This is a genomic window from Micromonospora cathayae, from assembly GCF_028993575.1.
GTDB lineage: Bacteria > Actinomycetota > Actinomycetes > Mycobacteriales > Micromonosporaceae > Micromonospora > Micromonospora cathayae.
On record NZ_CP118615.1, the window covers coordinates 5,983,050 to 6,000,133 of the forward strand.

At 72.0% G+C, this 17,084-nt stretch carries 15 protein-coding genes; 11 read left to right on the forward strand and 4 right to left on the reverse strand.

What is annotated here, in order from left to right:
* Positions 1 to 3: 3 nt before the first annotated feature.
* Positions 4 to 1,308 (reverse strand): alpha/beta hydrolase, encoded by a 1,305-nt coding sequence (locus PVK37_RS26260; RefSeq protein ID WP_275030492.1) that lies wholly within the window; start codon positions 1,306 to 1,308, stop codon positions 4 to 6.
* A 224-nt stretch (positions 1,309 to 1,532) separates the two neighbouring features.
* On the opposite strand from PVK37_RS26260, the gene PVK37_RS26265 reads away from it, so the two are divergent.
* The gene (locus tag PVK37_RS26265; protein WP_275030493.1) at positions 1,533 to 2,786 is read left to right on the forward strand and encodes an ROK family transcriptional regulator; all 1,254 of its coding nucleotides are present in this window, start codon (positions 1,533 to 1,535) and stop codon (positions 2,784 to 2,786) included.
* 169 nt (positions 2,787 to 2,955) lie between these two features.
* Here the strand turns inward: PVK37_RS26265 and PVK37_RS26270 are convergent, their stop codons facing one another.
* The gene (locus tag PVK37_RS26270; protein ID WP_275030494.1) at positions 2,956 to 3,927 is read right to left on the reverse strand and encodes a glycoside hydrolase family protein; all 972 of its coding nucleotides are present in this window, start codon (positions 3,925 to 3,927) and stop codon (positions 2,956 to 2,958) included.
* 148 nt (positions 3,928 to 4,075) lie between these two features.
* On the reverse strand, positions 4,076 to 5,101 hold the full coding sequence (locus PVK37_RS26275; protein ID WP_275030495.1) for a LacI family DNA-binding transcriptional regulator: 1,026 nt from the start codon (positions 5,099 to 5,101) through the stop codon (positions 4,076 to 4,078).
* A 377-nt stretch (positions 5,102 to 5,478) separates the two neighbouring features.
* On the opposite strand from PVK37_RS26275, the gene PVK37_RS26280 reads away from it, so the two are divergent.
* The 10 genes from PVK37_RS26280 (at position 5,479) to PVK37_RS26325 (ending at position 15,857) form a co-directional block, all read left to right on the forward strand.
* Positions 5,479 to 6,840 carry an ABC transporter substrate-binding protein gene (locus PVK37_RS26280; protein WP_275030496.1) on the forward strand — a complete coding sequence of 454 codons (1,362 nt, stop codon included), beginning with the start codon at positions 5,479 to 5,481 and terminating at the stop codon, positions 6,838 to 6,840.
* On the forward strand, positions 6,837 to 7,793 hold the full coding sequence (locus tag PVK37_RS26285) for a carbohydrate ABC transporter permease (RefSeq protein WP_275030497.1): 957 nt from the start codon (positions 6,837 to 6,839) through the stop codon (positions 7,791 to 7,793). Before PVK37_RS26280 ends, PVK37_RS26285 begins: the two co-directional genes overlap by 4 nt.
* Entirely contained in the window at positions 7,790 to 8,614 is an 825-nt protein-coding gene (locus tag PVK37_RS26290; protein ID WP_275030498.1) for a carbohydrate ABC transporter permease, read from the forward strand. The genes PVK37_RS26285 and PVK37_RS26290 overlap by 4 nt, the downstream gene beginning before the upstream one ends.
* A 3-nt stretch (positions 8,615 to 8,617) precedes the next feature.
* Positions 8,618 to 9,775 (forward strand): serine hydrolase domain-containing protein, encoded by a 1,158-nt coding sequence (locus PVK37_RS26295; protein ID WP_275030499.1) that lies wholly within the window; start codon positions 8,618 to 8,620, stop codon positions 9,773 to 9,775.
* A gap of 59 nt (positions 9,776 to 9,834) precedes the next feature.
* On the forward strand, positions 9,835 to 11,718 hold the full coding sequence (locus PVK37_RS26300; RefSeq protein WP_275030500.1) for an alpha/beta hydrolase-fold protein: 1,884 nt from the start codon (positions 9,835 to 9,837) through the stop codon (positions 11,716 to 11,718).
* Between the two features lie 114 nt (positions 11,719 to 11,832).
* A complete protein-coding gene (locus tag PVK37_RS26305; RefSeq protein ID WP_275030501.1) occupies positions 11,833 to 12,159 on the forward strand; it encodes a hypothetical protein in 327 nt (108 codons plus the stop codon).
* On the forward strand, positions 12,156 to 12,548 hold the full coding sequence (locus PVK37_RS26310) for a GntR family transcriptional regulator (RefSeq protein ID WP_275030502.1): 393 nt from the start codon (positions 12,156 to 12,158) through the stop codon (positions 12,546 to 12,548). The genes PVK37_RS26305 and PVK37_RS26310 overlap by 4 nt, the downstream gene beginning before the upstream one ends.
* Positions 12,549 to 12,718: 170 nt before the next feature.
* Positions 12,719 to 13,375, forward strand: a complete 657-nt coding sequence (locus tag PVK37_RS26315) for a vWA domain-containing protein (RefSeq protein WP_275030503.1) — start codon at positions 12,719 to 12,721, stop codon at positions 13,373 to 13,375.
* Positions 13,372 to 14,226 (forward strand): protein phosphatase 2C domain-containing protein, encoded by an 855-nt coding sequence (locus PVK37_RS26320; protein WP_275030504.1) that lies wholly within the window; start codon positions 13,372 to 13,374, stop codon positions 14,224 to 14,226. Before PVK37_RS26315 ends, PVK37_RS26320 begins: the two co-directional genes overlap by 4 nt.
* Positions 14,223 to 15,857 (forward strand): protein kinase family protein, encoded by a 1,635-nt coding sequence (locus PVK37_RS26325; RefSeq protein ID WP_275030505.1) that lies wholly within the window; start codon positions 14,223 to 14,225, stop codon positions 15,855 to 15,857. Before PVK37_RS26320 ends, PVK37_RS26325 begins: the two co-directional genes overlap by 4 nt.
* A gap of 832 nt (positions 15,858 to 16,689) precedes the next feature.
* On the opposite strand, the gene PVK37_RS26330 is transcribed toward PVK37_RS26325, so the two are convergent.
* Positions 16,690 to 17,064 carry a hypothetical protein gene (locus PVK37_RS26330; protein WP_275030506.1) on the reverse strand — a complete coding sequence of 125 codons (375 nt, stop codon included), beginning with the start codon at positions 17,062 to 17,064 and terminating at the stop codon, positions 16,690 to 16,692.
* Positions 17,065 to 17,084 lie beyond the last annotated feature (20 nt).

Consider the following 17,084-nt stretch of genomic DNA (forward strand, 5'->3'; position numbering starts at 1 on the left):
CCCTCACTGGGCCAGGAGCCAGCGCAGGATGGTGCGGTCCTCGTAGGTGGGGGCGGCCGCGAGGTGGTAGTCCGGCTCGGAGAAGGCCGAGTCGGCGTACTCGGTGTACTTGATCACGGCGTTCGCCTGGGCGGGCGTCTTCCCGAGCGCGATGTGGGCGTTCCAGATCCGGTTGTACGAGGTCTGGGCGGTGGTGACCACGTTGAGCAGGTGGTCGTGGGTTCCGTGGGTGATCCAGACCGGGGTGCCGTTGGCGGCGATGGCGGTCGCCTGGGCGGCGCTGGCACCGAAACCTCCGGTGATCAGGGCGGCGTCGAAGAGCCTGGGGTGGGTGGCGAGCGCCGCCCACGCCAGCGTCGAGCCGTACGAGACGGTGGACGCGTAGATCCGGTCCTGGTCCACCGAGAAGTCCCGGGTGAACGCGTTCAGGAGTTCGACCATGGCGTCCGCCTGGGCGGCCGGGGTCCCGACCCGCTGGTTCTGCGGGGCCAGCACGATGACGTCCTCGTCGGTGCCGGTCCACTTCTCCTGCGACCACGCCGTCGCGGGGATGTCCGCCGCGACCTGCACCCCTTCGTTGGTGCCGTTGAATCCCATGCCGTGGCCGGGCAGGACCACCACGACCGGGTACCTCCTGGCGGCGTCGTAGCCGGCGGGCAGGTGGTACGCGTAGGGAAGCAGGGTGCCCGAGGTCGTGGTGAACCGCTGGTACACGAAGTCGTCGGCCAGCAGGTTGACCGCCGGTCTGGTGGGCCGGTACGCCTCGGTGGACGCGGCGGCCAACCGGGGGCCCCGGCCCTGTCCGGCCCGACCGGGCTGGGCGTGCACGTCCTCGTTCTGCTTGACCTGCGTCTGCAGGTCGGGGTTGACCTTGACGTGGTTCCCGGTCGCCATGATGGTGTTGCCGCCCGGATCCCGCGCATCGAGTTCGACGATGACGTACCTGCCGGGGTCGGACTGTCGGTCCGCGTTCAGGTCCGGGGTGTCGTTGGTGTAGACGGCGGTGACGGTGCGGTCGGCCCGCTTGCTCGGATCGGTGAGGTCCGCGACGGGGTTGAAGCGGAAGTTGTAGAGGCTGTCCGAGACGGTGTAGGTGTCGCGGCTCAGGGTCCGGGGGTTGACCTCGGCCGAGTACTCGACCGCGACGGCCGTGACCTTCTGGCCGAAGGCCAGGATCTGCGTGATCGGGATGACGTTCCGGACTCCGTCGCCGCGGTCGCCGGCCGGGGCCGCGGTGACGCTGCTGGGGGCGATCAAGGCCGCGCCGACGACGACGGCCGCCGCGGCCAGGGATGTTCGCTTGGACACTGGTCGTCCCTCCGATCGGTGCACCCCGTCAGCGGGGGGCGCCCTGGCACGGCACGCTACTTAACAGCCCGGAAACCGTCAATACACAAAAACAAGCGGAACGGGGCCCGATATTTGCGACAGTCTTGTCGTAAGTGGGCTGACCGGATCCACCCACGATTATCAGTCGTCAGGCGACCATCCTCGGTAGCGGATTTATGACGAGCCAGCTATAAATACGGACTGTGTCCATCACCTCCGACGGCGACCTCGACAACGTCGCCACCGGCACCGAACGCGCGGTCCTGCGGGTGCTGTCCGACGGACGGCGACGAACCGTCGCCGAGGTCTGCGCCGAACTCGCCACCGCGCGCAGCAGCGTCGTGCACGCATTGAACCGCCTCCGGGCGGCGGGGGTCGTCGTGGAAGGCCCCACGCAGCGGACGACGAGAGGGCGACCGGCCCGCGCGTGGTCCCTCGCCGCGTCGCCGGGACTGCTCGCCGTCGTCGTGGCGGCGGCCCACGGGTTCCTCGCCGGGGTGGTGCGCCCCGACGGCGAGATACTGGCAGCGGTGCACGGCACGGCTGACTGCACCGCACCCGGGACAGCGCTGGAGCTGCTCGACCGTGCCCTGACCCGGGCCGCAGTGACGTCCCGGGACATCGCCCTCGCCGTACTCGGGCTTCCCGGTCCCTCGATGTTCGCGCGGACGCCGGGCCCGCCCTCGTTCGCGGCCTCCCACCTGCGGCGGTTCCGGGAGTGGGACGGGCGGCCCGCCGCGGACGTCCTGGGTGAACACCTCGCCCGCCCGGTCTTCTGCGAGAACGACGCCAACCTGGCAGCGCTCGGTGAGGCCGTCTACGGCGACGCCGCCGGCGCCGCCACCATGCTGCACGTCTCCCTCACCCACGGCACCGGCGCCGGTGTGGTCATCGGCGGCAGGCTGCACCGTGGCGGCTCGCGACTGGCGGGTGAGATCGGACATCTCCATGTGGACGACGGTGGACAGCTCTGCGAGTGCGGTGCCCGCGGTTGCTTCTGGCAGACCACCAGCATTCCGGCGCTGCTCAGCGAGCTGGCGGTGGCCCACGGAAGGACCTTCACGGTGCGGGACCTCGACGCTGCCGCCGCCTCCGGGGAGTTGGAGATCGTGCGGGCCCTGCGGGGGTTCGGCCGTTCCCTGGGTCGTCGGGTCGCCGACTTCGTCGTGTTCCTCGATCCGGAGGCCATCGTCGTGGACCCCTCCCTGGGTGCCGCCTCCGACGTCATCGCGGCCGGCATCCGCGAGGCGGTGCACCAGTACACCCCGCCGATGATGGCGGCGTCCGTCCGGATCTCGTCCGGGTCTCTCGGCACCACCGCGCATCTGAAGGGGGCTGCGGCCCTGGTCCGTACGGAGAACCTCCTCGACGTCGCCGGGTCCGGCCCCACGGGCGTCCCGGGCGGGCCCGGGGTCCGGCGCCCGGTCCGGGTCCCGCCGACGGCCGACGCCCGCTGACCGGGGCGGGTGACAGCGGTCGTCCCCGGCCCCGCCGGGAGCGACGCCTCCCCGGCGGCCACTACCGGCCACCACCGGCCACCACCGGCCGGCCCTGGTGGCGGCCGGTCGGGTCGCTCAGGCTCTCAGCCCTCGGCGTGCGACGGATCGCTGCCCGGTCGGGTACCGGTCAGGCGGGCCCACCCTCACCGCTGGCCGCCGGGCCGGCCGGTGCGCCGGGAGTCAACCCGGTCACCGGGTCGTAGCGGACCGGCAGGGGGTCGGAGAGGTGGCCGGCGAACTCGCCGTCGACGTGGTCGAGAAAACCGATGAGGGACCAGGTGTCGTCCAGGTCGGGAACCAGGCGGGGGGCGTACAGATGGGGGTCCGGGAACGGTCGGGCCGCGCCGATGTCCCACGGGCCGGTCACGGTGGGGGCGGTGGCGGTCCAGATCCGGTGCGCGGTGTGCCGTGGGGTGGCTCCGGCGTTGGTGCAGAACAGCAGGACGGGCTGGCCGTCGACGACCGCGACCTGCGGGACCTCCAGGTGACCGAACCCGGCCGGCCGGGACAGCGGTGGCCGGACCGTCCAGGTGACCAGGTCGGTGGAGGTGGCGTGGCCGACGACACCGCGTTCGGCTGCCGGGCCGTGGTTGGCGCGGGCGGTGATCAGCATGTGCCAGCCGTCGCCGGTGGGGTCGGGGAAGACCCAGGGGTCCCGCCACGCCTGTTCGTACCACACGTCCCGGTCGAGGAGTTCGTACCAGGTCGGGTCGGCCTCCACCACGGGGTCGGGACCGAGCCGGTGCCAGGTGATCAGGTCGTCGCTGACGGCCAGCCCGATCCGTTGCACCAGCCCGTCCTCGGCGCGGCCGACCCCGGTGTAGAACAGGTACCACCGCCGGTCCGGTCCGCGTACCGTGCTCCCGGTCCAGGTGGCCAGGTCGTCCCAGCTCGGCGTGTCGGCCGGGACGAGCGCGTCGGCGACCAACCGCCAGGAGCGCAGGTCGGTCGAGACGGCGTGGCCGATGGTGGCGCGCAGGTGGCGGCGGTCCGGGTCGAGCAGGGCGCGGGAGGCACGCAGGAAGAACGCGTGCCGCAGCCCGTCGTCGTCCCGGGCGTACCAGCTGTCCCACACCCAGTGGTCGGGCAGACGTAGCATGGCCGCGAAGGTAACAGATAAATCGGTTTAGCACGACGGTCAGGGACCCCACCGCAACCGGTGTCGACCGCCGGCCCGGCACGCAGCGGCGCGGGCCGGACGGTGCGCGGCCCGGCACGAAGCCGCGCGCGGGGCGGACGGCCGGCGGTCACGACGCGGGGCGGGCGACGGACCGCCGCCGTCGCAGCGGCATCGGGACGAGCACCGGTTCGGCGGCGCGGCCGTCGAGGAGGATCTCCACGGCGCGGCGGCCCATCTGCTCGTGCGGCAGCGCGGCGGTGGCCAGTCCGGGGCGCAGCCAGGCCGCGATCGGGTCGTCGTCGAACGACACCACCGAGATGTCGTCGGGGATGCGCAGGCCGGCCTCACCGAGCGCCTGGTACGCGCCGAAGGCGAGCCGGTCGTTCATGCAGATGACCGCGCTGGGCCGGGTCGGCCTGGCGAGCAGGGACCGCATCGCGGCGTATCCGTGCTCGGGCAGCCAGTCGGCGCAGGTGGCCTCGGCGAACAGCGCCGTCCCGGCGGCCGAGAGGGTGTCCCGGACCCCGGTCAGCCGGGCCTGGGCGGCGAGGGAGACCTCCGGGTCGCGTTCCTTGAGCCGGTGCCGGCCGATGAGCGCGATCCGGTCGTGGTGACCGCGCTGCAGGAGCGCGGTGGCGACGGTCCGGCCGGCGCGTTCGTCGTCCGGCAGTACGCACGGCAGCGGTTCCGGGCTGGTCGCGTTGAGCAGCACCACCGGGCCGCCGAGGAGGGCCGGCGGTACGGCGAGCCGACGGGTGGCCATCGCGGCGTAGACGACCCCGTCGACCTGCCGGTCGAGCATCGCCTCGATGGCGTACCGCTCGAACGCCTCGTCGCCCTGCGTCTCGGCGATGAGCAGCACGTGGTCGCGTTCGCGGGCGGCGTCCAGGGCACCCCGGATCAGGCCGCCGGCGAAGCGGGTGGTGGCCACGATGTCGGAGACGAACGCGATGGTGGCCGTCTTGCGGGTGCGCAGGCTGCGCGCGGCGACGTTGGGGCGGTAGCCGAGTTCCTCGGCGGCCTCGAAGACCCGTCGGTGCGCCTCGGGCGAGAGCCGGCTGCCCTCGCGCCCGTTGAGCACCATCGACGCGGCGGTCTTGGACAGCCCGGCGAGCCGCGCGACGTCGGCCAGCGTTGCCCTGTTGCGGCCCATCAGTCCCTCCGAATCGGGGCGGTGATCCACACTCCGCCCGCCCCATCATGCGGGGTCGGCGTCCGGTGTCCAGTGCGGCGGAGGCCCGGGATCCGGTCGGACCTCGGTGAACGGGCTGTTTCGAAGCTGTTGCGGACTCGTTCTTGACAGCTTCCCGAACCGCGCGCATGCTCTGCTAAATCAGTTTAGCAGCAGGTTTTCCACTCCAGGTCAGGCGACCCACCGCCGTCCTGGAGGTCAGGGTCGGATACCGCCCACCCCCGGGTCGAGGCGCGGGTGCGACGTGCTCTCCACGTGGCGACCACCCGAGGTCCCGGACGCAGTGGCAGTGGACCGCCGGCCGGTCAGGTACGCGGAGAAGTCAAGGAGCCGAGAAGGTGTCTGGTTGTTCGACGAAGTACCCGCGGCGTCGACTGGGGCTGCTCGCCCCGCTGCTCGGCGTCGCCGTGGCGATCACAGCATGCAGCTCACCGGGAGCCGACCAGGCACCCACCGGTGAACGGTCCGGGTCGGTCAGCACCGAACTGGGGACCGAACCGATCAAGCTGGAGATGTACGCCGAGACCGGCTTCCCGCTGGCCAAGGCGCTCGCGGACGAGTTCACCAAGCAGCACCCGAACGTGACGTTCAACGTCCGGGAGGACCAGTTCACCGTCATCGTGGAGAACGCACCCCGGGTGCTGGCCTCGGACAACGCACCCGACATCATCCGGCTGCCCACCATGGTCGACCTGGTCAAGGACGGGCTGCTGGCGAACCTCGACCCCTACTTCACCGCGTACGGGTGGGACAGGTTCCCGGCCTCCCAGCTTGTCCAGCTCCGCGTCGGCGAGGGCGGCCGGCCCCGGGGCACCGGTTCGCTGTACGGGATGGGGCTGGGCTACAGCGTCACCGGCGTGTTCTACAACAAGGACCTGGCCGCCCGGGTCGGGATGACCCAGCCGCCGGCCACCATCGCCGAGTTCGAGGACCTGCTCGCCCGGGCCAAGACCGCCGGGGTGCAACCGATCATGCAGTTCAACAAGAACACCGCCGGCATCAACTTCCCGCACCAGGCGTTGCAGAACCAGTTCGGCGACCCCGCCCCGATCGCCGACTGGATCTTCCAGAAGCCGGGTGCCACGTTCGACACGCCGGCCGCCCTGAAGGCCACCGAGACCATCCAGAAGTGGGCCCGCGCCGGCTACTTCCCCGCCGACGCCAACGCCATCGACTACACGGCGATGATGGGCGAGTTCCAGAAGGGCAACGGCCTGTTCATGTTCAACGGCGACTGGGAGTCGGGCAACCTCGACAAGTCGATGGCCGGCAAGGTGGGCTTCTTCCTCTTCCCCGGCGAGACCGCCGGGGCCCGGCACGTGGCGATGTCGGCCCCCAACACCTTCGGCATCGGCGCGAAGGCCAAGAACCCGGACGCCGCCGCGTTCTTCCTCAACTGGGTCCACACCAACGACAAGGCCCGCCAGATCTCGGTCACCGTCGGCGGCTCGCACCCCGGCGGCCCGTCCGACCTGGCCGTCCCGGCCGTCGCCGAGGGCAGTCTGCTGGCCCAGACGCTCGCCGCCTCCCAGCAGCTCGGCGCGGAGAACGGCGCGGTGGACTTCACCGCCAACGCCACCGGCGGCATCTTCGCCGCGGCGATCACCCCGGAGATGCAGAAGCTGGTCGCCGGCCAGCAGACCCCGCAGGGGTACGTCAAGGCGGTGCAGGCCGAGTACGAGAAGGAACTGTCCCGATGACGCCTGCCCCCGGCAGCGCACCGCCCGGACGGCAGGCGACCCGGTCGTCGACGGCATCCGTGCGGCCCCACCGGAACCGGTGGGGCCGCACGGCCCGGTGGGCCGGCTGGTGGTGGGTGCTGCCCGCGCTGCTGATGTACGCCGTCTTCGTGCTGCGCCCGCTGGCGCTGACCTTCCAGTACTCGCTCTACCACTGGAACGGCATCGGGGTGGCCCGCTGGGCGGGCCTGGACAACTACCTGACCGTCTTCACCGACCGCGACCTGTTGAAGATCATCACGAACGCCTTCGTGCTGATCGTCTTCTTCAGCTTCGTCCCGGTCGCGCTCGGGTTGCTGGTCGCCAGCCTGGTCCGCCGGATCACCACCGGGACGTTCGGCACCGTCGTCCGGACCATCCTGTTCCTGCCGCAGGTGATCCCGCTGGTCGCGGCCGGCATCGCCTGGAGCTGGCTGCTCTCCTCCAACGGCCTGGTCAACCAGGTGCTCCGCGCGGTCGGCCTGGACGGTCTCACCCGCTCCTGGCTCGGCGACTTCGACACCGCACTGCCCTCGGTCGGCATGATCGGCGCCTGGGTGATGCTCGGCCTCTGCACCATCCTGCTGGTCACCGGCATGAGCAAGATCGACCCGGCGCTGTACGAGGCGGCCCGGATCGACGGCGCCGGACCGGTACGCGAGTTCTTCGCGGTCACCCTGCCCAGCCTGCGCCAGGAGATCGGGGTCTGCCTCACGGTGACCGTGATCGCGGCGCTGGCCAGCTTCGACATCGTCTACATCTCCACCAGCGGCGGCCCCGGCATCCAGACCACCGTGCCCGGCCTGGAGATCTACCGGCTGGCGTTCTCCCAGCGCCAGGTCGGACTCGCCTCGGCCCTGGCCGTCGTCCTCATGCTGCTGGTCCTGGCCTGCGTACTGCCCATCCAACGGCTGACCCGGGAGGACAGGGGATGAACCTGAGCCGACGCGAACACCTGACCGGGCGCGTCTTCCTGATCGCCCTGGTCGTCGTCACACTCCTGCCGTTCGTGAGCATGCTGTCGGCGGCGCTGCAGCCACGCGGTACGGTCCCCACCGGCCTGACCTGGCCCAGCGACCCGCAGTGGGGCAACTTCGTCGACGCGTTCACCGCCGCGAACATGGCCGCGCTGCTGCGGTCCAGCCTGCTCATCATCGTCGGGGTCGTGCCGATCTCCGTGGTCATCGCCACCATGGCCGGCTTCGGCCTCGGTCACCTGCGGGTGCCCGGCGGCCGGATCGCGTTCGCGCTGCTGCTGCTCGGCCTGACCCTGCCGTTCGAAGCCGTGATCACCCCGATCTACTACCAGATGCGTGACTTCGGCCTGCTCAACACCCGCTGGGCGATCATCCTGCCGCTCGTCGGGCTCTACATGCCGTTCGCCGTGTACTGGATGCGGGCCCACTTCGTCAGCGTGCCGCCCGAACTCTCCGAGGCCGCGCGGACCGACGGCAGCAACACCTGGCAGCTGTTCTGGCGGATCCAGGTGCCGCTGGCCCGACCGGCCATCGCCTCCCTGACCATCCTGCTGTTCCTCTGGACCTGGAACCAGTTCCTGCTCGCCATCGTCCTCGTCGACGACGCCACCAAACGCACCATGGCCGGCGCGCTCGGCGCGTTCCAGGGCCAGTGGGGCACCGACCTGGTGCTGCTCTGCGCCGGGTCGCTGCTCATCCTGACCCCCACCCTCGTGGTCTTCCTGATCTTCCAACGCCAGTTCATCAAGGCACTGCTCCAGGGCTCGGTGAAGGGTTAACCGATGTCGACCCACCCCAGCATCCACGGCGACGTCGCCGACGGGTTCGGCCACGTCGCCGACGTGTTCACCGACAACTTCGCCACCCGCGGCGAGGTCGGCGCGGCGGTCACCGTCTACGTCGGCGGCCGCAAGGTCGTCGACCTGTACGGCGGGACCGCCGACGCCCGGTCCGGACGGCCCTGGACCGCCGACACCCCCGCCGTGGTCTTCTCCTGCACCAAGGGGATCCTGGCGATCTGCGCGTACCTGCTGGTCCAGCAGGGCCGGCTGGACCTGGACACGCCGGTCACCCGCTACTGGCCCGAGTTCGGCCGCCACGGCAAGCAGGACGTCCCGGTCCGCTGGCTCCTCACCCACCGGGCCGGGCTGCCCGCGCTCGACCGGCCCCTCACCCTCGCCGACGTGCTCGCCTGGACCCCGGTGATCGAGGCCATCGAGGACCAGCGCCCACTGTGGCGACCCGGCACGGCACACGGCTACCACCCGATGACCTACGGCTGGCTGGTCGGCGAGGTGATCCGCCGGATCACCGGGCAACCGCCCGGGGAGTTCCTCCAGGACTCGCTGGCCGTCCCACTCGGTCTGCGTACCTGGCTCGGACTGCCGGACGCCGAGCGGGACACCGTCGCCTGGACCCTCGCCCCACCGGCCGAACCCGGCATCCCCGTCGACCCGGTCGCCGAACGCGGCCTCACCATGAACGGTGCCTTCGCGTTCCCCGCCGACGAGCAGGGCCTGGTCAGCTTCAACGACCCCAGCATCCGGGCCGCCGGCATACCGGGGGCCGGCGCGGTCAGCACCGCCGACGGCCTCGCCCGCCTCTACGCCGCCTGCGTGTCCCCGGTGAACGGTCCCCGCCTGCTCACCGCCGCGACCGTCGACGACGCGACCACCGTCCGGTCCCGGGGCCAGCAGCGGTACGGCCCGCCCGACACCGGGCAGCGCTGGGGCACCGGCTTCCTCCTGCACTCCCCGCCGGCCCGGCCGCTGCTCGGCGACCGGAGCTTCGGCCACGACGGCGCGGGCGGGCACCTCGCGTTCGGCGACGACACCCACCAGGTGGGCTTCGGGTACGTCGTCAACCAGATGGGCGGCCCCGACGACGACCGCGCCAACCGGCTGACCGCAGCCGTGCACACCTGCCTGACCGACCGGTAGCCGGCCGCCCTCGATCAACCGTGTCCGAACAACAGACCTACTCGAAGGAGTGTGCTCAGATGGGGAAAGCGATCGGAAGACGCAGGTTCACGCGTACGGTCTCGTTGCTCGCGTTCATGTCGCTCGGCGCAGGTGCCGTCGTCTTCCCGCCGGCCGCCGTCGCCGCCGAGCCCCCGGTCGTGGAAGGCGCGACCGTCACGGCGGATCCCCAGTCGCCGACCGGATACACCGCCACGTTCGTCTACCGCAATCCGAACGCCACGCAGGTCCGTCTCGCCGGGGACCTGACCCTGCTCGACCTCGGCACCGGCAACACCCGGTACCAGCCGGAGGCGTGGCAGCCGGGGCGGTACCACGCCGGAGGTACCGAGTTCCTCAGGGACATGACCCGGGACGCGAACGGATACTGGTCGGTCTCGGTCCCGCTGCACGCCGGCGGCCTCAGCTACTGGTACCGGGTCTGGGACCCGACCCGGGGCTGGGTGAACAAGCGCATCTGGGATCCCGCCTCGACGAACCCCCGACCCCCGGGTGAGTCCTCGTTCCGGGTCAGGAACAACGACGTTCTCGACGCCGTGTACGTGCCGTACGCCGAGAAGCAGAACGATCCGGTGCTGAAGAGGCGCGCGGAGTACGAACTGCCGGTGGCGGACCCGGCGAAGCGGGGCACCGTCCGGTACGTCCCCTACACCACCATCCTCGGCGACAGCGGCCACCACCTCGGCGTCTACCTGCCGGCCGGCTACGACGCCGACCGGGCCGAGCCGTACAAGGTGGTGTACCTCGCCCACGGCATCTTCGGTGACGAGACCGACTTCATGGTCCCGGCGAACGTCCCGAACATCCTGGACAACATGACCGCGAGAGGCGAGATCGAGCCGACGGTGGTCGTCACCATGGGGAACCACTTCACGGGCACCAGCCTCGGCTTCGCCTCCTACAACCAGACCAACGCCGCCGACAACCTGGTCCGGACGATCCTCCCGCTCATCGAGCAGAACTACCACGTCTCGACCGAGCGGGCGGGACGCGCCTACGCCGGGTTCTCGTACGGCGGGATGACGGGGGCCCACGTCATCAGGGGCTACCCGACCACGTTCTCGTTCTACGGACACTTCTCCGGCAACCCGTCGCTCAGCACCCAGGACTACGACAACGTCGCGGCCGCGGTCGGGGACGACGACCTCTTCGTGTTCCTCGGCAACGGTGTCTTCGAGGGCAACCTCAACGTCCAGAACGGCATCGCGGACAACTTCCGGGCCCGCGGGTACCGCGCCGCGACGACCCAGGTTCCCGGCGCGCACGACGGGATGACGGCGAGCCAGCTGTTCACGATCTTCGCCCGGGACCACCTGTGGACGGGCGTCGACTCCGTGTCGGTGACGCCCGCGTCCGTGGACCTGACCCGGGGCTGGAACTGGGACAGGCAGTTCGGGGCCCGGGTGACGACCAACGCGGGGGTGAGCCCGGCGGTGACGTGGTCGGTCGAGGGGGCGAACTCGGCGGGCACCACCGTCTCCGCGACCGGTCTGCTCTCGGTGGCCGCTGACGAGACCGCGTCGTCGCTCACGGTCGTGGCGACGTCGGTGGTCGACCCGACCAAGGCCGGCCGGGCCCGGGTCACCCTGACGCCGGCGGGCACGGCAGCAGTCGTGGTCAAGGCGAAAGCCGCACCCGCGTCGATCGTCGGTGGTGGCGTGTTCACGCTGGACGTGGACGTGCGGGCACAGTCCCGGCACCGGAAGGCTCCGACGGTGACCGGTGAGATCGCTGTCTCCTTCGGCGGCACCACGCAGGTGGTTCCGCTGACCGGCGGCTCGGCCGTGGTCTCCCTGCCGACCGCCGGGCTGCCGGCCGGGGTGTACCCGGTCCACGTCGCCTACTCGGGTGACCCGACCTACGCGGCCGACGACGCGGTGCACCAGCGACTGCGGGTTCGGTAGCCACCGCGCCAGGTGGGCCGGCCACGTCCCGTCGTCGGCCCACCCGGCGCGCCGCCAGGCGATGCGGTTGCCGCCCGGCGTCGTCGCCTCGGACGGCCCCGGCGGCGAGGGCTGGTGCTGGCCCGGTCGCTGCTGGACCGGTGGGTGCGGCAGGTCGACCGGCGGGCCGGGGCGACCCTGTCGCGACGGGCGGCCCACCCGGTCCGGCTCGGCTGGCGCACCGTGCTCGGCTGGCCGCGTGCCGCGTTCGCGGTCACCACCTTCGCGGGCGCGGTGGCGTTGGCGATCGCCGCCCTGCCCCGACCGGACTCCACCACGAGGTATGCGGCGGTCGTCCTGCTCATCGTCCTGAGCGTCGTCGCGCTCGCCGTGATCAACGCGCGGACCGCGCGCAGCGGCATGGTGGCACGGCAGGCCACGAGCACCCGGCGAACCGGATGATCGTCATCGACTCGATGTCGCCCGTCCCGCCGTTCGAGCAGCTCCGCGCCCAGCTCGCCCAGCAGATCCAGGACCGCACGCTGGCCGTGGGCACCCGGCTGCCGACCATCCGCCGGCTGGCCGCAGACCTCGGACTGGCCGTCAACACCGTCGGCCGAGCCTACCGGGAGCTGGAGGAGGCAGGGTTGATCGAGACCCGCGGGTCGGCCGGCTCGTTCGTGTCCGCAGCCGGCGGGAAGGGGCGCGAACGGGCAAGCCGGGCCGCCGCCGAGTACGCCGCCGTCGTCGCCAGCGTCGGCCTCGATGCCGACGAGGCCCTCCGCATCGTCCAGGCGGCTCTGACCAGGGGCATCGCCCTGTCCCCCGGCACACCCGAGGCCGAAGCGTGAACTGGCCGCGCCCGGGGGCCGCCCGGGGCTGCCCAGCCAGGCGACGGGGGTGACATCCGGTGGTCCGTGCCCCCGCCCTGACGCCGTCCCCGCATAGACGGCCGGTGTTACGTTGAAGCGTCCACTTGCGATGGTTGCCGGAGGTGTGCATGGCTGAGACTGCCGGACGGGTGCTGCCGGTCTATCTGGTGGCGGACGAGTCCGTCTCCATGACCCCGGTCGTGGACGAACTGAACGCGGGACTGCGGTCGCTGCACGACGCCCTGCTGCGCGAGCCCCTCGCGGCGGCCAAGGTCCGCTTCTCGATCGTCGGCTTCTCCGAGGACGTGATCGTCCATTCGGCGCTGTCCGACCTGCGCAACGAGACGGCGCTGCCGCAGCTGTCGGTGCGGGCCGGGACCGCCTACGGCGCCGCGTTCAGCCTGCTGGTCGATCGGATCCCGGCCGATGTGCGGGCCCTCAAGCGGGAGGGCTTCGCGGTCCATCGGCCGGCGGTGTTCTTCCTCAGCGACGGGCAACCGACCGATCCGGGCGAGTGGGAGCCGGTCTATGCCGAGTTGATCGATCGGGAGCGCACACCGACCGCGCCGAACATCATCGCCTGTGGCATCGGTGACGCGCGTGCCGAGACGATCCTGCACGTGGCGACCCGGCCGGAGTTCGCGTTCGTGGCCACGCCGGGCGTGGAGGTGGGTTTCGCGATCGCCGAGTTCTGCACCGCCCTGACCCGCAGCGTCATCAGGTCGGGGCAGGCCGTCGGCGGTGACACGGCAGAGCTTGTCGTGGAGCGGCCGGACAGCTTCCGGATGGCCGTGGACGTGGTGTGACCTTCGACTGGACGCCTCCGCTGATCGGGGCGACGGGCCCGGAGTCGCCGGCCCGCGCCCCGCAGACGCAGCCGTACCGGCCGGACACGGTGATCGACGGCTGGGCGGCGGCCGGCTTCGAGGTGCGGGCGGCCTCGGTGCGTGGGCCCGGCCACCGGGCGTCCGGCGTACCCCGGCAGGATGATTTCGCGCTGGCCACGGTGGCCGATTCGGTGATCGCGGTGGTGGCCGACGGGGTCTCCAACGCCCCGCTGTCCCACCTGGGCGCCACCGTGGTGTGCCGGACGGTCGTCGACTATCTGCTGCGCGCCGACGCCGCGATCGACTGGCACGACCTGCTGCGCTGCGCGGGATGGGCGCTGGTGGAGTACGCCGGGCGGCAGCTGGGTGAAACCGATCCGCAGCGGGCCGAGACGCTGTTGGCCAGTACGGTGGTGGTCGCCCTCGTCCGGCCGGACGGCCCCGGTCGGGCCGTCGCCCAGCTGGTCCGGGTCGGCGACTCGGCCGCCTGGCGGGTCCGCGACGGCAGCTGGGAGCCGCTGTTCGCCGCCCTGTCCGACCCGCAGGACGAGCTGCTCCCGGACGGTGTCGCCGCCCTGCCCCGGGTGCCCGCCGAGGTCGACCCGGTGGAGGTGGCGATCGCCGAGGGCGAGGTGTTGGTGCTGGCCACCGATGGCTTCGCCGAGCCGTTCGGCCACGGCACCGGAGACCTCGGGCGGCTGTTCACCGACGGGCTGGCCACGCCGCCCCCGATGACCAGGCTCGCCTGGATGCTCGACTTCGCCGGCGGGTCGTGGGACGACGACCGCACCGTGCTGGCCGTCTGGCCGGTATCGCCCGCCCCGTCATGACCGGCCCGCTGCCGCCCGAGGTGAGCCTGTCCGCCCTCGGCCCGCGTACCCGCATCGGGGCTGGCGGTCAGGGCACCGTCTACGCCCTCGCCGAGGATCCGCGGTGGGTCTACAAGGAGTACGCGAGCCGGTTCGTCGACGACGTCGACGTCACCACGTTGAACCGCTTCGTCCGGCTCGCCGCCGAGGCCGGACCGGATGCGGACGCGTTGCTCGGTCTCGCCGCCTGGCCCACCGCGATCGTCCGCAAGCAGGGCGTGGTCCACGGGTTCCTGATGCCCCGGGTACCCGACCGGTTCCGGGTCCGGATCCAGCTGCCGGGCGGGCCGGACACCGTCCTGGCGCAGGTGCAGTATCTGCTGAACAGCGACGGCTATCTGCTCGACCGCGGGCTGCGCATCGACAACCGGATGCGCCTCGAGCTGCTGCGTGACACCGCCGAAGCGCTGACCCTGCTGCACCGGCTCGGCGTCTGCGTCGGTGACCTGTCGCCGAACAACCTGCTGTTCAGCCTCGACGCCCGGCCACGGTGCTACTTCATCGACTGTGACGCGATGCGCCTGGATGGCGACTCGGTGCTGGCGCAGGTCGAGACCCCCGAGTGGCACGTGCCGGACGCGGACGCCGAGGAACTGGCCACACCGGCCACCGACGCGTTCAAGTTCGGACTGCTCGCGGTCCGCCTGTTCGCAGGTGACCAGCAGACACGTGATCCGGACGCGGCCCGGCGGCGGCTCCACCGGGAGCTACGCGCTCTCGCCGGCAGGAGCCTCGACCCTGCTCCGGAACGCCGGCCGGCTCCGGAGCAGTGGTTGGACGCACTGGACCGGAGCATCCGACGCACGCCACCGACGCCGCCGGCGGAACCGGTTGCTCCCTCGACGGGCCAGGAGCCGTACCGCCGGGAGCCGACGCGCCGGAACGCGTCACGGCAGAATCCGGTACGCCGGCTCGTCCCCGGGCCCGGGGCGGCCGTTCGCCAGCCGGTCGGCTGGGGCTGGGGGCTCGCCGTCGCGGTGATGGCCGCGGTGATGGTGCTGGTCGGCCTGATCAACGCCGACGACGACCCGTCGGGCACGGCCCCGTCCGCCCGGCAGAACCTGCCGACGACACGCTGGTGGGACGTCACCCGGCCGTCACCCTACCCCGGGTTGCCGACGACGATCCCGGGCCTGGTCCCACCCACCGGCGTCTCCGGAGCGGACCCCCGGTATCCCGGCCTGTCCCTGCCGACCTATCCCGACCTCGGGCGCCCGCCCCTCCTGCTCTGCCCCCTCACCGACGTCAGGGTGGGACGGGGCCTGAACCCGACGTCCGCCCGGACGAAAGCCGCCGTCCCCGCCGTCGACAGCTTCATCTGCTCGATCAACAACGAGACATCGCCGCTGGACGACGAGCGCGGCACCCAGGCCACCCGCGCCGCCACGTTGATGAAGCACGGCCCGTTCGACGCCGCGACGATCATCGGTATCCGCACTGCCGGTGACGGTCCTCAGGTCAACGTGGTGTTCGAACCGGCCGGTGACGGCTCGTCGTCCGGCTGCTGGCGTTCCCGGCTGACGCTCGCCGAGGACGGCGACGGACTGCGCGTCAGCGCGCTCTCCGCACCGGCCCGGGTCTCCTGTCCGTGACCGCTGGCACCCTTGTGCAGCAGGTCGTTGACGGCGTCAGCGGTGGCTGACGCCAGCGGACGACCCTCCTCGACCGGGAAACCCAGCTCGGCGACCAGGCTGCGGTGACGCAGGTCGACGGTCGCCTCCACTAGGTCGGCGAGCAGGCCCGCCGCAGACCGGGCCCGCCACCAGGAAACCACGCCGAGGGTCGCGCCGAGCAGCACCGCCGGCCACCACCACGGCGTCAGCGCGAGGTAGAGCAGCGCCCAGCCGGCCACGGTGACGGCCCGGTCGAGCCGGTCGCGCGCCTGCATCACGTCGGTCCGTGCGTCGGTGTCGAGCATCAGCCACAGCCGCGACCAGATCAGGCCCAGGCGGAGGCCGTACTGCGCGGCCACCCGGTCGTCGACGAGCCGGATCCGGTCGGCCATCCAGGTCGGACGCGCGGGCAGGTACACCGCCGGTACCACCCGGCCCTGCTCGGCGATCCGGCGCCGGGCGGCGGCACGCCGGCGCGTGGTCACCGTGGCCGCGATCCGGCTCGCCGGCCCGGCCCAGACGCCCAGCCAGACGTGACGGACGGCCCTGCCGGCCGCCTGGGCGCTGACCGCTGCCGCCGCGGCGGACGCGACGACGAACGACCCGACCACCACGGCCAGGCTGACCCGGTCCTTGAGCTGGTCGAGCGCGTCGGCCGCGGCGAGCGCCGCCCCGGGTACGTCGAAGACGGCACGGCGGCCCGGGAGCACGGCGAAGGCGGCCACCGCGCACCACAGCAGGGCCGGGCCGAGCGCCCGGGTCAGCCAGCGGTCGTTGATGCGCCGGCCGACCTCGCCCAGCAGCACTTCGATCATCGCTCGGACCGGTACGTCATCGGTGTCCCGGCGAGCGCGCAGGTGGGCACCCGGCCCCGGTCGTCGCGGTGGGCCCGACGCGAGCACCGGTCACGTGGGCAGCGGTAGTCGCCGTCCAGCACCACCGGAGCAAGGCCCTCCAGCCGGGCGCCCTCGGTGTAGTCGGGAAACGCCGGGTCGTTGTCGGCGTTGCGCTCCGCATCGGTCTCGACCGTCCAGCCGAGCTGCCGGCAGACCTCCACCACCGGTCTGCCGGCGGCCAGGTCGTCGAGTACCTCGTCGAGCAGGTCGGTCCACAGCCCCGCCTCCGCGCGTTCGCGCAGGGTCGGTACGGCGGCGCACAGCGATGCCAGCAGACGGCGTTGCTCCATACCCGACACTCCCGTCGATT

Coding starts and splice junctions, on each gene's coding strand:
- PVK37_RS26270 (WP_275030494.1), bottom strand. CDS start 3,927: ATGCTACGTCTGCCCGACCACTGGGTGTGGGACAGCTGGTACGCCCGG.
- PVK37_RS26275 (WP_275030495.1), bottom strand. CDS start 5,101: ATGGGCCGCAACAGGGCAACGCTGGCCGACGTCGCGCGGCTCGCCGGG.
- PVK37_RS26285 (WP_275030497.1), top strand. CDS start 6,837: ATGACGCCTGCCCCCGGCAGCGCACCGCCCGGACGGCAGGCGACCCGG.
- PVK37_RS26290 (WP_275030498.1), top strand. CDS start 7,790: ATGAACCTGAGCCGACGCGAACACCTGACCGGGCGCGTCTTCCTGATC.
- PVK37_RS26295 (WP_275030499.1), top strand. CDS start 8,618: ATGTCGACCCACCCCAGCATCCACGGCGACGTCGCCGACGGGTTCGGC.
- PVK37_RS26300 (WP_275030500.1), top strand. CDS start 9,835: ATGGGGAAAGCGATCGGAAGACGCAGGTTCACGCGTACGGTCTCGTTG.
- PVK37_RS26310 (WP_275030502.1), top strand. CDS start 12,156: ATGATCGTCATCGACTCGATGTCGCCCGTCCCGCCGTTCGAGCAGCTC.
- PVK37_RS26325 (WP_275030505.1), top strand. CDS start 14,223: ATGACCGGCCCGCTGCCGCCCGAGGTGAGCCTGTCCGCCCTCGGCCCG.
- PVK37_RS26330 (WP_275030506.1), bottom strand. CDS start 17,064: ATGGAGCAACGCCGTCTGCTGGCATCGCTGTGCGCCGCCGTACCGACC.